The 15594-nt window shown below is 71.6% G+C and carries 1 protein-coding gene (running past one end of the window); it reads right to left on the reverse strand.

The window, feature by feature from the left end; genetic code table 11:
• On the reverse strand, nucleotides 1-15594 hold the 3' end of the coding sequence (locus ACWGDX_RS14410) for an SDR family NAD(P)-dependent oxidoreductase (protein WP_453625479.1). Its footprint extends 18345 nt past the window's final position; 15594 of the gene's 33939 nt are visible here — the last part of the coding sequence; its start codon lies off the right edge, out of view; its stop codon occupies nucleotides 1-3.

Genomic DNA, 15594 nt, shown 5'->3' on the forward strand with positions numbered 1-15594 from the left:
TCAGGACAGGCCCAGTTCGTCGTCGAGGAGGGCGAACACATCGTCGTCCGACGCCGCGTCGAGATCGAACTCGCCGGTGCCGTCCGCCGGCTCCCGGCGCAGCGCCGCCCACTTCGTCCTCAGCACCTCGATCCGTCCGGCGACATGCCTGAACTCCTGTGCGCCGACGCTCATTTCGGCGATCGTCTTCTCCAACTGGTCGAGTACGGCCAGGACGGAGCCGGCCCCGGTGACCTCCTCCGTGACGAGCTGCGAGTGGAGATGGTCCACGACATCGGCCGATGTGGGGTGGTCGAAGAGGAGCGTGGCCGGCAGCCGCAGTCCGGTCGCGGCGTTGAGCCGGTTCCTGAAGTCCACGGCCGTCAGCGAGTCGAAGCCCAGCTCCTGGAACTGGCGCGTGGCCCCGATGGCCGTCCCGTCCGGATGTCCGAGTACCAGGGCGGCCTGATCCCGTACGAGCTTGAGCAGTACGTCACGGCGCTCCTCGTCGCTCAGCCCGGTCAGCCGTCGCGCGAGCGCGCCGGCCGACTGGGGGGCCGCCGTCGCCGTGGCCGCCCGCCGGGAGGTCGTACGGATGAGGCCCCGGAGCAGCGGCGGGATCTCGCCCCGGTCGCGCAGCGCCGGCAGATCCAGCCGTACGGGGACCATCAGCGCCCGGGTGCCGGTGGCCACCGCGTCGAACAGCTCCAGGCCCCGGTCGGCGGAGAGCGGTGGCATGCCCGAGCGCGCCAGCCGCAGCATGTCCGCCTCGGACAGGGTGCCGGTCATCCCGCCCGTCCGCTCCCACGGACCCCACGCCAGGGATACACCGGGCAGCCCTTCGGCCGCACGGCGCTCCATCAGCGCGTCCAGGAAGGTGTTGGCGGCGGCGTAGTTGCCCTGGCCCGCGCCGCCGAAGACGCCGGCCACCGACGAGAACACCACGAACGCGGCGAGATCGAGATCCCGGGTCAGTTCGTGCAGATGCCAGGCGGCGTCGGCCTTGGGACGCAGGACGGTGTCCAGCCGCTCCGGTGTCAGCGAGCCGATGGTGCCGTCATCCAGCACACCCGCCGCGTGCACCACGGCCGTCACCGGATACTCGGCGGGCACCGCCGCCAGTACGCCGGCCAGCGCGGAGCGGTCGGCGGCATCACAGGCCACGGCCGTGACCTCGGCCCCGAGACCCGTCAGTTCGTCGACGAGCCGGCGGGCGCCCTCGGTGCCGATACCCCGGCGGCTGAGCAGCAGCAGCCGCCGTACGCCGCGTTCCGCGACCAGGTGCCGGGCGATGACCCCGCCCAGACCGCCGGTACCGCCGGTGATCAGTACGGTGCCGCCTCGCTCCCACCTGTCCCGGCCGGCCGGAGCCGCAGGGCCGACGGCGGTGGTGGCGGCAGGGTTTGCAGGGGCGGCAGGGCTGTTCGTATCGTCCGGAGCGGCGTCCAGGGCCGGCTCCGGGCGGGGCGCGCGCTCCAGCCTCGCGGCCCTGATCCCGTCGCCACGGAGCACCAGTTGCGGTTCGTCCGAGCCGAGGGCCTCCCCGAGACGGGCGAGAGCGTGGGCGGCGGCCGTCGGATCCTCAGCACGGACCGTCGTTTCCTCGGCGCGGACCGTCGGATCCTCGGAGCCGGGCGTCGGATCGAGATCCAGCAGGGCGAAGCGCCCCGGATTCTCCGACTGCGCGGACCGCACCAGGCCCCAGACGGCGGCAGCCGCCAGATCGGGCACTCCGCCGCCGTCCACCGCCACCGCACCCCGGGTGACGAACGTCAGACGCGACCCGGCGAACCGGTCCTCGGCCGCCCACCGCCGCACCTGCTCCAGCGTCCTGGCCAGGACCGCGCGTACGGATCCAGGTACGGCATCGGCAGCGCCGTCGGGTACGGTACCGGCCGATCCACCGCGTACCGGGATCAGCACCACGCCCGGCATCGGGCGGTCCGGGTCCGCCGCCGCGAGCGACGCCAGATCGTCGTACGCCTCGACGTGTGACCCCGACGCGGCCAGGGCCCCGGTGAGCCCGAGGGGGTCCGGTCCGACAAGGGCGACCGGCTCGGGTACGGCCGGGCCCGCCGGTACGGGGATCCACTCCACCGTGAACAGCGCGTCCTCACCGGTGCCCGCGGACCGGTTCAACTGCTCGCCGGATACGGCCCGTACGAGCAGCGAGTCGATGGAGGCGACCGGCGCGCCGGAGGTGTCCGCGACCGCGATCGACACCGCGTCCTTGCCCCCGGACGGCGCGATCCGTACCCGTAGCGCGGAAGCGCCCGACGCGTACAGCGACACGCCCTCCCACGAGAACGGAAGGCCCCCTCCCCCTTGCCCGCCGTCGCCCGCCAGCAGGGACGCGTGCAGTGCCGAGTCGAGGAGAGCCGGGTGCAGACCGTACGCTCCCGCCTCGGCGCCCTCGGGCAGGCTCACCTCCGCGAAGATCTCACCATCGCGGCGCCACGCGGCCCGTAGCCCCTGGAACACCGGGCCGTACGCGAAGCCCGTCTCCGCGAACCGCTCGTAGCAGCCGTCGAGTTCGAGCGCTTCGGCGCCCCTCGGCGGCCACACCGTGGCGTCGAAGCCGGTGGCGTCGAAGCCGGTGTCCACCGCCTCGGCGCCCCTGTCGGCGCCGCTGTCGGCCGCGTCGGCGGTGCGCGTGCCGGTGGTGAGCGTGCCGGTGGCATGCCGCGTCCAGGGCGCGTCATCGGCGTCCTCGGGCCGCGAGTAGACGCCGACCGTGCGGCGGCCCGACTCGTCGGGAGTGCCGACGGCGACCTGCATCTGTACGGCGCCGCGCTCGGGCAGGACCAGTGGCGCCGCGAGCGTCAGCTCCTCGACACGGTCGCCGCCGACCTCGTCACCGGCGCGAACGGCCAGCTCCAGCAGGGCGGTTCCGGGCAGCAGGACCCGGTCCATCACCCTGTGGTCGGCAAGCCACGGGTGCGACTGCACGGAGAGCCTGCCGGTGAACAACACGCCCTGACCGGCGGCCAGTTCGACGGCTGCCCCCAGCAGCGGATGCCCGGCCGGACCGAGCCCCGCCGCGCGGACGTCTCCAGCACCGGACGGTGAGGCGGCCGGCCAGAACCACTGGTGCTGGAAGGCGTACGTGGGCAGCTCGACCCTCCGCGCGCCGGTCCCGGCGAAGAACCGGCCCCAGTCGACGGTGACTCCGTGCGCGTACACCTGGGCCAGCGCGGTGACGGCGGTCAGCCCCTCGTCCCGGTTCCTGCGGAGGATCGGTACGGTCACCGCCCCTTCGGGCACCGATTCCCGGGCCATGGCGGAGAGGACACCGTCGGGGCCCAGTTCCAGGAAGACGGTCACGCCCCGCTCGGTGAGGGTACGGACGCCATCGGCGAAGCGAACGGCCTCGCGGACATGCCGTACCCAGTAGTCGGGCGAGCACAGCTCGTCGGCGGAAGCGAGCCCGCCCGGCAGATTCGACACCACCGGGATATCGGGCGCCCGGAAGGCCAGCCCTTCGGCCACCGCCCGGAACTCCTCCAGCATCGGGTCCATCAGCGGGGAGTGGAACGCGTGCGAGACCCGGAGACGGGTCGACTTCCGCCCCAGCGCCTCCAGTCGGCCCGCCGCCTCCAGCACGGCGTCCTCGTCGCCGGAGATCACCACGGAGGACGGACCGTTGACGGCGGCGATCGAGATCCGTTCGGAGAGATACGGGGTCACCTCGTCCTCGGTGGCCTGTACGGCGACCATCGCGCCACCGGCAGGCAGCGCCCGCATCAGCGAGGCACGGGCCACGACGAGCGCGCAGGCGTCCTCCAGCGAGAGGACACCCGCCACATGGGCCGCCGCGATCTCACCGATCGAGTGCCCCGCCACGAAATCGGGCCGGACACCCCAAGACTCCACCAGCCGGAACAGCGCCACCTCGATCGCGAACAACGCGGGCTGGGTGAAGCCCGTCTCGTTCAGCTGCTCGGCGTCCTCGCCCCAGATGACCTCACGCGGTGAACGGTCCAACCGGCCTTCCAGCACGGTGAGTACGGAGTCGAACGCCTCGGCGAAAACAGGGAAGCACTCGTACAACTCCCGCCCCATACCAAGCCGTTGGGACCCCTGACCCGAGAAGAGCACCGCGGACCTTCCGCCGAGGACGGAGCCCGAGACCGCCAGGGGATCCGGTGCGCCGGCGGCCAGTGCCGCCAGTGCGCGCGCCGAATCGGCGGGGTCGCCCGCGAGCACCACCGCCCGGTGCTCGAACGCGGAACGGCCCGTGGCCAGCGAGAAGCCGACGTCCACCGGCCGGGTGCCGCCACTCGCACCGGTCTCGCTCTCCACCAGGGTCAGCAGGCGTGCCGCCTGGGCCGCCAGGGCCTGGGGCGACTTGCCCGAGAGCAACCAGGGGACCGGTGCCGGTGCTTCGGCCCGTTCCGCCGCGGAGACCGGTGCCGGTGCTTCGGTCATCGGTGCTTCGGCCACTGATGCCTCGGCCATTGATGTCCCGGCCACTGATGCCTCGGCGACAGCCGACGGCTGCTCCAGGATGATGTGCGCGTTCGTACCGCTGATACCGAACGACGACACACCCGCGCGCCGCACACGTCCTGCCTCGGGCCACGCGGTCTGCTCGGTGAGCAGTTCCACCGCACCCGCCGACCAGTCCACATGCGACGACGGCGCGTCGACATGGAGCGTCCGAGGAAGTACCCCATGGCGCATCGCCATCACCATCTTGATCACGCCCGCGACACCGGCCGCCGCCTGTGTGTGCCCGATGTTGGACTTCACGGAGCCGAGCAGCAGCGGACGCTCCGGGGCGCGGTCACGACCGTACGTCGCCAGCAGCGCCTGCGCCTCGATCGGATCACCCAGTGTCGTACCCGTGCCATGCGCCTCCACCGCGTCCACATCGGCGGGCGACAGTCCCGCGCCGGCCAGCGCCCGCCGGATCACCCGCTGCTGCGAGGGACCGTTCGGCGCGGTCAGACCGTTCGACGCGCCGTCCTGATTCACCGCCGACCCACGCAGCAGCGCGAGCACCTGGTGTCCATTGCGCCGGGCGTCCGAAAGACGCTCCAGCACCACCATTCCCACCCCCTCCGCCCAGCCCACACCATCAGCCGAATCGGAGAAGGCCTTGCACCGCCCGTCGGGCGACAGCCCACGCTGGCGCGAGAACTCCACGAACGTCCCCGGGGTCGACATCACCGTCACACCGCCGGCCAGCGCGAGCGAGCACTCACCGGCGCGCAGGGCCTGGGCCGCGAGATGCATCGCCACCAGCGACGACGAGCACGCCGTGTCGACGGTGACCGCGGGGCCCTCGAAGCCGAAGGTGTACGAGACCCGGCCCGACGCCACACTGCCCGCGCTGCCCTGGCCCTGATGGCCCTCGAACTCCTTGCCGTTCAGTGTCGTTCCGTAGTCGCTGTACATCACCCCGGCGAACACACCGGTCTGGCTCTCCCTCAGTGACAGCGGGTCGATCCCGGCCCGCTCGACCGCCTCCCACGACGCCTCCAGCAGCAGCCGCTGCTGCGAATCGGTCGCCAACGCCTCGCGCGGCGACATACCGAAGAAGGCGGGATCGAAATCGCCGGCGTTCCGGAGGAACCCGCCCGAGCGGGTGTACGACGTGCCGGTGTGGTCCGGGTCCGGGTGGTAGAGCGATTCCACGTCCCAGCCACGGTTGGCCGGGAACTCGGAGATCGCGTCCCCGCCCTCGGTGACCAGCCGCCACAGATCCTCCGGCGACGCCACCCCGCCCGGGAACCGGCAGCTCATCCCCACGACCACGACCGGATCGTCGGCCACCGACGGCAGCGAGCCGAGCGGGACCGCCCTTTCAGCCTCGGACTCGGCCTCGCTCCCGCTCCCGAACAGTTCGTCGCGGAGATGGTCCGCCAGGGCTGTCGCGGTCGGGTAGTCGAAGATGAGCGTGGCGGTCAGGCGCAGACCGGTCACCGTACTGAGCCGGTTGCGCAGTTCGATCGCCGTCAGCGAGTCGAAGCCCAGCTCCCGGAACGAGGATTCCGTGTCGACGGCTCCTCCTCCGGCGTGGCCGAGCACCAGGGCGATCTGACTCCGTACGAGATCCAGCAGGGCTTCTCGTCGCTCCACTGCGGTGAGCCCGGCCAACCGGCCGATCGGACCGGTCGCGGCGGACGGTCCCGTCACCGCGCTCCGACGCGGGCGCCCGGGGATCGCGGTGATCAACGTCCGTAGTACGGCCGGGACTTCACCTCGCGCACGGAGCGCCGGGAGATCGAGCCGTACGGGTACGAGAGCCGATCGGCCGGTGGCCAGGGCGGCGTCGAAGAGCGCCACGCCCTGCTCGACGGAGAGCGGCGGCATGCCCGAGCGGGCCATCCTCCGCATGTCCTCCTCGGTGATTGCGCCGGTCATGCCACCACCGGTCATGCCACCACCGGTCATGCCATCGCCGCTCACGCCGACACCCGGCACGCCACCGCCGGTGAGGTCACCGGTCGTACCACCGATCCGGTCCCAGGGGCCCCAGGCCAGCGAGACCCCCGGCAGGCCCTCGCTCCGCCGGTGTTCGGCCAGTGCGTCGAGGAAGGCGTTCGCGGCGGCGTAGTTGGCCTGTCCGGCGCCACCGAAGAGTCCCGCCACGGAGGAGAAGACGACGAACGCGGCGAGATCGAGGTCCCGGGTCAGCTCGTGCAGATGCCAGGCCGCGTCCGCCTTCGGCCGCAGCACGGTGTCCAGCCGTCCGGGCGTCAGCGAGCCGACGACACCGTCGTCCAGCACACCCGCCGTATGGACCACGGCGGTCAGCGGGTGCTCCGACGGCACCGACGCCAGCAGCGCGCCCACCGCGGACCGGTCGGCGATGTCACAGGCCGCCACGGTGACCTCGGCACCGTACAAGGTGAGTTCGGCGGCCAGCTCCGCCACACCGGGCGCCTCGGCTCCCCGCCGGCTCGCCAGCAGCAGACGGCGTACGCCCCGCTCGGTGACCAGGTGCCGGGCGAACACTCCGCCCAGACCGCCTGTGCCGCCCGTGATCAGCACCGTACCGTCGGCGTCCCAGGCCGGGCCCGTCTCGGCCTCCGCGTCGGTGGGAGCCGCCGTGCGGACGAGACGTTCCGCGAAGATCTCACCGGCACGGATCAGCAGCGCGGGCTCGTCCGCACCGAGAGCGGCCGGCAGCGCGGCGAGCGACGACGTGCCGGGGTCCAGGTCCAGCAGCCCGAAAGCGCCGGGGTTCTCCGTCTGCGCGGAACGTACGAGCCCCCGGACCGAGGCCGCCGCGACATCGACGGCACGATCCTCACCGCCGCCCCCGGCGGCCCCTCCGACGGCGCCCCGTGTCACGAACACCAGCCGGGAGCGCGCGAACCGCTCCTCGGCCAGCCACTCCCGCACCAGGGCCAGCGCGTCGGCCGTCACCGTGTGGACGGACTCCACGACCTGGCCGTCGGACCCGCCGACGACGCCCACCAGCACGGTGTCCGGGACCGGCTCCTCCCCCGCCGCCAGCGACGCGAGATCGGGGTGTGTCCCGGTGAGGAGACCCGGTCCGGCCAGCGGTTCGACGAGGTCCAGTACGTCGGCCCCGAGGACGACGACCGACGGCGGAACGTCCGGGGCGGTGGTCACGGGAGCCCAGGCGAGCCGGAACAGCGCGTTCGTGGCAATGGCCCCGACGTCAGCGGACCCGTCGCCCGGCACGGCTCGTACGAGCAGCGAGTCGACCGAGGCGACCGGTGTGCCGGAGGTGTCCGCGAGCTGGATCGACACGGCGTCCTTGCCGCCGGCCGGGGCGATCCGTACGCGCAGCACCGAAGCACCGGTCGCGTAGAGGGAGACGCCCTCCCACGAGAACGGCAGGCCTCCGCTCCCCCGCGCGCTGTCACCCGCCAGGAGCGACGCGTGCAGGGCGGAGTCGAGCAGGGCGGGGTGCAGACCGTACGCTCCCGTCCCGGCGCCCTCGGACAGGCTCACCTCGGCGAAGATCTCACCGTCACGGCGCCAGGCCGCCCGAAGACCTTGGAACACCGGGCCGTACACGAAGCCGATCTCGGCCAACCGCTCGTAGCAGCCGTCGAGTTCCAGTGCCTCGGCGCCCCTCGGCGGCCACACCGTCGCGTCGAAGCCGGTGGGCGGGTCCTGGGCGGCGACCGTCAGCGTGCCCGTCGCGTGCTGTGTCCACGGCACATCCTCGGCGCCCTCGGGCCGGGAGTGGACCGTGACCGTACGCCGGCCGCTGTCGTCGGCGGCACCGACCCGAACCTGCGTCCGAACCGCGCCGCGCGCCGGCAGGGTGAGCGGCGCCGAGAGCGTCAGCTCCTCGACGCGGTCGCAGCCGACCTCGTCACCCGCCCGGAAGGCCAGTTCCAGCAGGGCGGTTCCGGGCAGCAGAACCCGGCCCATCACCACATGATCGGCGAGCCAGGGATGTGTTCCCACCGAGAGACGGCCGGTGAAGAGCATTCCCTCGCCCTCTGCCAGCTCGACCGCGGCGCTCAGCAAGGGGTGCCCGGCCGGGCCCAGACCGGCGGACCGTACATCACGCGAGCCGGCCGACGAGGCCGTCGGCCAGAACCACTGGTGCTGGAAGGCGTACGTGGGCAACTCGACCCGCCGCGCGCCGGTCCCGGCGAAGAACCGGCCCCAGTCGACCGTGACACCACGCGCGTACACCTGGGCCAGCGCGCCGACGGCGGCCGACTCCTCCGGCCTGTCCTTGCGCAGAACAGGCACGCTGACGGCGTCGTCCCCGGCGCACTCGCGTGCGAGGGCGGAGAGCACACCGTCCGGGCCCAACTCCATGAAGGCCTTCACGCCTTGTTCCGCGAGGGCTCCGATGCCATCGGCGAACCGGACGGCTTCGCGGACATGCCGTACCCAGTAGTCGGGCGAGCACAGTTCGTCGGCGGAAGCGAGTGTGCCCGTCAGATTCGACACCACCGGGATATGAGGCGCCTGGAAGGCCAGTCCTTCGGCCACGGCCCGGAACTCGTCCAGCATCGGGTCCATCAGCGGGGAGTGGAAGGCGTGCGAGACCCGGAGCCGGGTGGTCCTGCGGCCCTGCTCCGCCAGCCGGACGGCAAGCTCCAGGACAGCGTCCTCATCACCGGAGACCACCACCGAGGACGGACCGTTGACGGCCGCGATCGAGACCCGTTCGGAGAGATACGGGGTGATCTCGTCCTCGGCGGCCTGCACGGCGACCATCGCACCGGCCGCCGGCAGCACCTGCATCAACGACCCACGCGCCACCACCAGACGACAGGCATCCGCGAGGGAGAAAACACCCGCCACATGAGCCGCCGCGATCTCACCGATCGAATGCCCCGCCACAAAATCAGGCCGCACACCCCACGACTCCACGAGCCGGAACAGCGCCACCTCGATCGCGAACAACGCCGGCTGCGCGCAGCCGGTCCGGTTCAGCGCATCGGCGTCCTCACCCCAGATCACCTCCCGGAGCGAGTAGCCCAACCCCGCCTCCAGCAACACCAGTACGGAATCCAACGCCTCCGCGAACACCGGGAACCGCCCGTACAACTCCCGCCCCATGCCCAACCGCTGCGAACCCTGCCCGGAGAACAGCAACGCCGTCTTCCCGCCCCTGACCGAGCCCGAGACCGCCAACGGGTCGGGTTCACCAGCGGCCAGAGCCGCCAAGGCCCGTACCGTCTCCTCGGTATCACCCGCCGACGCCAGCACCACCGCCCGGTGATCGAACACCGAACGCCCCGTCGCCAACGAGAACCCGACATCCACCGGCCGCACCTCAGGCCGCGACTCGACCAACGACAGCAACCGCGCCGCCTGACCCCGCAACGCCTCCGGCGACCTGCCCGACAGCACCCAGGGGACCGTCACCACTTCGGCCGGTGCCTCCGGAGCTGCGGGTGCCTCCGGGGAGGCCGGTGCCTGCTCGGCTGCGTCAGCCACAATCGAGGGCCGCTCCAGAATGACATGGGCGTTCGTACCGCTGATACCGAACGACGAGACGCCCGCACGCCGTACACGCCCTGTCTCGGGCCACGCGGTCTGCTCGGTGAGCAGCTCCACCGCACCCGCCGACCAGTCCACGTGGGACGACGGTTCGGTCACATGCAACGTCCGAGGAAGAACCCCGTGCCGCATCGCCATCACCATCTTGATGACGCCCGCCACACCGGCAGCGGCCTGCGTATGACCGATGTTGGACTTCACGGAGCCGAGCAGCAGCGGACGCTCCGGATCACGCTCACGCCCATACGTCGCCAGCAGCGCCTGCGCCTCGATCGGATCGCCGAGTGTCGTACCCGTACCGTGCGCCTCCACCGCGTCCACATCACCCGCCGACAACCCGCCACTCGCCAGCGCCTGCCGAATCACCCGCTGCTGCGACGGACCGTTCGGCGCCGTCAGACCATTCGACGCACCATCCTGATTCACCGCACTGCCCCGGACCACGGCCAGCACCTCATGCCCATTGCGCCGGGCATCCGAAAGACGCTCCAGCACAAGAACACCCACACCCTCCGACCAGCCCACACCATCAGCCGACTCGGAGAACGCCTTGCACCGCCCATCGGGCGACAGCCCACGCTGACGCGAGAACTCCACAAAAGTCCCCGGAGTCGACATCACCGTCACACCGCCGGCCAGCGCCAGCGAGCACTCACCACCGCGCAGCGCCTGCATCGCCCAGTGCATCGCCACCAACGACGACGAACACGCCGTGTCCACCGTCACCGCGGGGCCCTCGAAGCCGAAGGTGTACGAGACCCGGCCCGACGCCACACTGCCCGCGCTGCCCTGGCCCTGGAAGCCCTCGAACTCCTCCCCGTCGAGGGTGGTGCCGTAGTCGTTGTACATCACTCCGGCGAAGACACCGGTCTGGCTGTCGCGCAGTGACACCGGGTCGATCCCGGCCCGCTCGATCGCCTCCCACGACGCCTCCAGCAACAACCGCTGCTGCGAATCCGTCGCCAACGCCTCACGCGGCGACATACCGAAGAACGCCGGATCGAACTCACCCGCCGTATGCAGGAACCCACCCTCGCGGGTGTACGAGGTCCCGGCATGGCCGGGGTCCGGGTCGAACAGCGCGTCCACGTCCCAGCCACGGTTGACCGGGAATTCCGAGATCACGTCGGTGCCCTCGGTGACCACACGCCACAGATCCTCCGGCGACGCCACCCCGCCGGGGAATCGGCAGGCCATCCCGACCAGCACGATCGGATCGTCGGCCACCGGCGGCAGCGACGACACCGGGATGGTCAACTCGGGTTCCGCCCCGAGGAGTTCGCCGAGCAGATGGTCCGCCAGCGCCGACAGGGTCGGATAGTCGAAGACCATGGTGGCGGGGAGCCGCAGACCCGTCGCGGTGTTGAGCCGGTTCCGCAGCTCCACCGCCGTCAGCGAGTCGAAGCCGAGGTCACGGAACGCACGCCCCGAGTCGATGTCGGCGCCGCTCGCGTGGCCCAGTACCAGCGCCGCCTGGGCCCGTACGACGTCCAGCACCACTTCCTTGCGGTCGGCTGACTCCAGCGCGCCCAGCCGCCGGACCAGACCGCCGTCCGCACCCGAAGCCGCCGCCGCCGCCCGGCGCGACGGTGTCCGTACCAGGCCGCGAAGCAGCGCCGGTACGGTGCCCAGGGCGCGCAGTACCGGCAGATCGAGGCGTACGGGTACGACGACCGCCTCGCCGGTCGCGAGCGCCGCGTCGAAGAGCGCAAGGCCCTGCTCCACCGACAGCGGCGGCATACCGGCGTCGGCGGCCCGCCGTACATCGCGCTCGTCGAGGCCGCTGGTCATGCCCGCGCCCTGGTCCCAAGGACCCCAGGCGATCGACAGGCCCGGCAAGTCCTCGGCACGCCGATGGGCGGCCAGGGCGTCGAGGAAGACGTTGCCCGCCGCGTAGTTGGCCTGCCCGGCGCCGCCGAACGTACCGGCCACCGAGGAGAACACCACGAACGCGGCGAGATCCAGCTCGCGGGTCAGCTCGTGCAGATGCCAGGCCGCGTCGACCTTCGGCCGCAGCACACGGTCCAGCCGCTCGGGCGTGAGCGAACCGATCACCCCGTCGTCCAGGACACCCGCCGTATGCACCACAGCGGTCAGCGGATGCTCGGCGGGCACCGACTCCAGCAGCCCCGCCAGCGACTCCCGGTCCGCCACATCACACGCGACGACCGACACATGCGCGCCTTGAGCGGTGAGCTCCGCCGCCAGATCCTCGGCACCCTCCGCCGCCGGCCCACGCCGACTGGTCAGCAGCAGCTGCCGCACACCACGCTCACCGACCAGATGACGGGCCAGCACACCGCCCAGACCACCCGTGCCGCCGGTGATCAGCACCGTGCCCTCAGGGTCCCAGGCGGAGCCGCCCGCGTCGGACCTGGAGCCGGCCTCGGAGCCGCCCGCGTCGGACCCGGACCCGGCCTCGGAGCTGGGCTCGGAGCTGGGCTCGGTCATCCGGGTCAGGCGGCCGGCGCGGATTCCGCCGTCGCGGACGAGCAGTTGCGGCTCGTCGACACCAAGTGCCCGCGGCAGCAGGGCCACCGAGGACTCGGCGGAGTCCAGGTCCACCAGCCCGAAGCAGCCCGGGTTCTCCGTCTGCGCGGAGCGCACCAGGCCCCGGACCGAGGCCGCCGCCAGATCCGCGACCTCCTCACCGCCGCCCACGACGGCCCCCGTGGTGACGAACACCAGCCGGGAGGCGGCGAACCTCTCCTCGGCCAGCCACTCCTGCACCAGGGCCAGCGCGTCGGAGGTCAACGCGCGGACGGAGTCCGTGACTTCGGCTCCGTACGCACTGGCCACACCCACCAGCACCGCGTCCGGCACCGGGGCCTCCCCTGCCGCGAGCGACGCCAGATCCTCGTACCCGCCGATCTCGACACCCGTACGTTCCAGCACCTCGGCGAGTCCGACCACATCGGGGCCGACCAGCGCGATCGTGCGGAACGCGGGCTCCGCCGGAAGCGCGACCGGCACCCATCCCACTCCGAACAGCGCGTCGCGGGCCACTCCGGCGACGCTGTCGGCGCCGCTCAACTGCTCGTCGGACACGGCCCGTACGAGCAGCGAGTCGATCGAGGCGACGGGCGCGCCCGTAGTGTCGGCGACCGCGATCGACACCGCGTCCCTGCCCTCGACCGGGGCGATCCGTACGCGCAGTGCCGTGGCGCCCGTGGCGTGCAGTGACACGCCCTCCCACGAGAACGGCAAGCCGCCGAAGTCGTCCTCACCGACACCGGCGAGAAGAGAGGCGTGCAGGGCCGCGTCGAGCAAGGCCGGGTGCAGACCGAACGCTCCCGCCTCGGTGCCCTCGGGCAGGCTCACCTCGGCGAAGATCTCCCCGTCACGGCGCCAGGCCGCCCGAAGGCCCTGGAACACCGGGCCGTACGCGAACCCGATCTCGGCGAGCCGTTCATAGCAACCCTCCACATCCAATGCCTCGGCGCCCGGGGGCGGCCATACCGTGGCATCGAAGTCGGCGGGCGTGGAGTGGGAGCCGACGGCCAGCACACCTGTCGCGTGCTGTGTCCACGACCGCTCGTCGGCCGTATCGGGACGGGAGTGCACGGCGACCGGACGACGACCGCTGTCATCGGCGACACCGACGCGCACCTGCACCTGCACCGCGCCCTGCTCGGGCAGCACAAGCGCAGACGCGAGCGTCAACTCCTCCACCCGGTCGCAGCCGACCTCATCACCCGCACGGAACGCCAGCTCCAACAACGCCGTCCCCGGCAGCAGAACCCGGCCCATCACCACATGATCAGCAAGCCAGGAATGCGACTGCACCGAAAGCCTGGCGGTGAACAACACCCCTTCGCCCTCGGCCAGTTCAACCGCCGCACCCAGCAGAGGATGCCCCGCCGAACCGAGTCCCGCCGCCCGCATATCGCCCCTGCCGCCGAGCGGACCGACCGGCCAGAACCACTGGTGCTGGAAGGCGTACGTGGGCAGCTCGACCCGTGACGCACCGGTCCCCTCGAACACGGCGGCCCGGTCCAAGGCCACGCCCTGCACATGGAGTCGTGCCCACGCGGTGACGGCGGCCAACTCCTCCGGCCTGTCCTTGCGCAGAACAGGCACCATGACGGCATCGTCCCCGGCACACTCGCGTGCCAGTGCGGAGAGGACACCGTCGGGGCCCAGTTCCACGAACTTCCTTACGCCCGCGTCCTCCAGGCAGCGCACGCCGTCGGCGAACCGGACGGCTTCGCGGACATGCCGTACCCAGTAGTCGGCCGAGCACAGTTCCTCGGCCGGCGCGAGACCACCGGTCAGATTCGACACCACCGGGATACGAGGTGCCTGGAGCACCAGCCCCTCCACGACCGCCCGGAACCCGTCCAGCATCGGATCCATCAGCGGGGAGTGGAAGGCGTGCGAGACCCGGAGGCGGTTCGACTTACGTCCCAGCGCCTCCAGTTGGCCGGCCACCTCCAGAACCGCGCCCTCGTCACCGGAGATCACCACCGAGGACGGCCCGTTGACGGCCGCGATCGAGACATCCCCCGAGAGATACGGAGCGACCTCGTCCTCCGTCGCCCGCACCGCGACCATCGCACCACCCGCCGACAGCGCCTGCATCAACGACCCACGCGCCACCACCAACCGACAGGCATCCTCCAACGAGAACACCCCCGCCACATGAGCCGCCGCGACCTCACCGATCGAATGCCCCGCCACAAAATCAGGCCGCACACCCCACGACTCCACCAACCGGAACAACGCCACCTCGATCGCGAACAACGCCGGCTGCGCACAACCGGTCCGGTTCAACGCCTCGGCATCCCCACCCCACATCACCTCCCGGAGTGAGTGGCCCAACTCCGCCTCCAGCAGCGCAAGTACGGAGTCGAACGCCTCGGCGAACACCGGGAACCGCCCGTACAACTCCCGCCCCATACCCAACCGCTGCGAACCCTGCCCGGAGAACAGCAACGCCGTCTTTCCACCCATGACCGACCCTGAGACCGCCAACGGGTCGGACTCCCCCGTCGCCAGAGCCGCCAAGGCCCGTACCGTCTCCTCGGCATCACCCGCCGATGCCAGCACCACCGCCCGGTGATCGAACACCGAACGCCCCGTCGCCAACGAGAACCCGACATCCACCGGCCGCACCTCAGGCCGCGACTCGACCAACGACAGCAACCGCGCCGCCTGACCCCGCAGAGCCTCGGGCGACCTGCCCGACAGCACCCACGGCACCACACCGGGCTCGATCACCGGGGCCGGGCCCTCGGCCCCGGTGAGCACGGTTCCCCGGATCACCGTGGGCGGCTGCTCCAGGATGATGTGCGCGTTCGTACCGCTGATACCGAACGACGACACTGCTGCCCGCCGCACACGGCCTTCCTCCGGCCACGCGGTCCGCTCGGTGAGTAGTTCCACCGCACCCGCCGACCAGTCCACGTGCGAGGACGGCGCGTCGACATGGAGCGTCTGGGGAAGGACCCCGTGCCGCATCGCCATCACCATCTTGATCACACCCGCCACACCCGCAGCCGCCTGCGTATGACCGATGTTGGACTTCACCGAACCCAGCAGCAGCGGACGCTCCGGATCACGCTCACGCCCATACGTCGCCAGCAGCGCCTGCGCCTCGATCGGATCGCCCAGCGTTGTACCGGTCCCATGCGCCTCGACCACATCCACATCACCCGCCGA

The organism is Streptomyces sp. NPDC055025, from assembly GCF_053608565.1.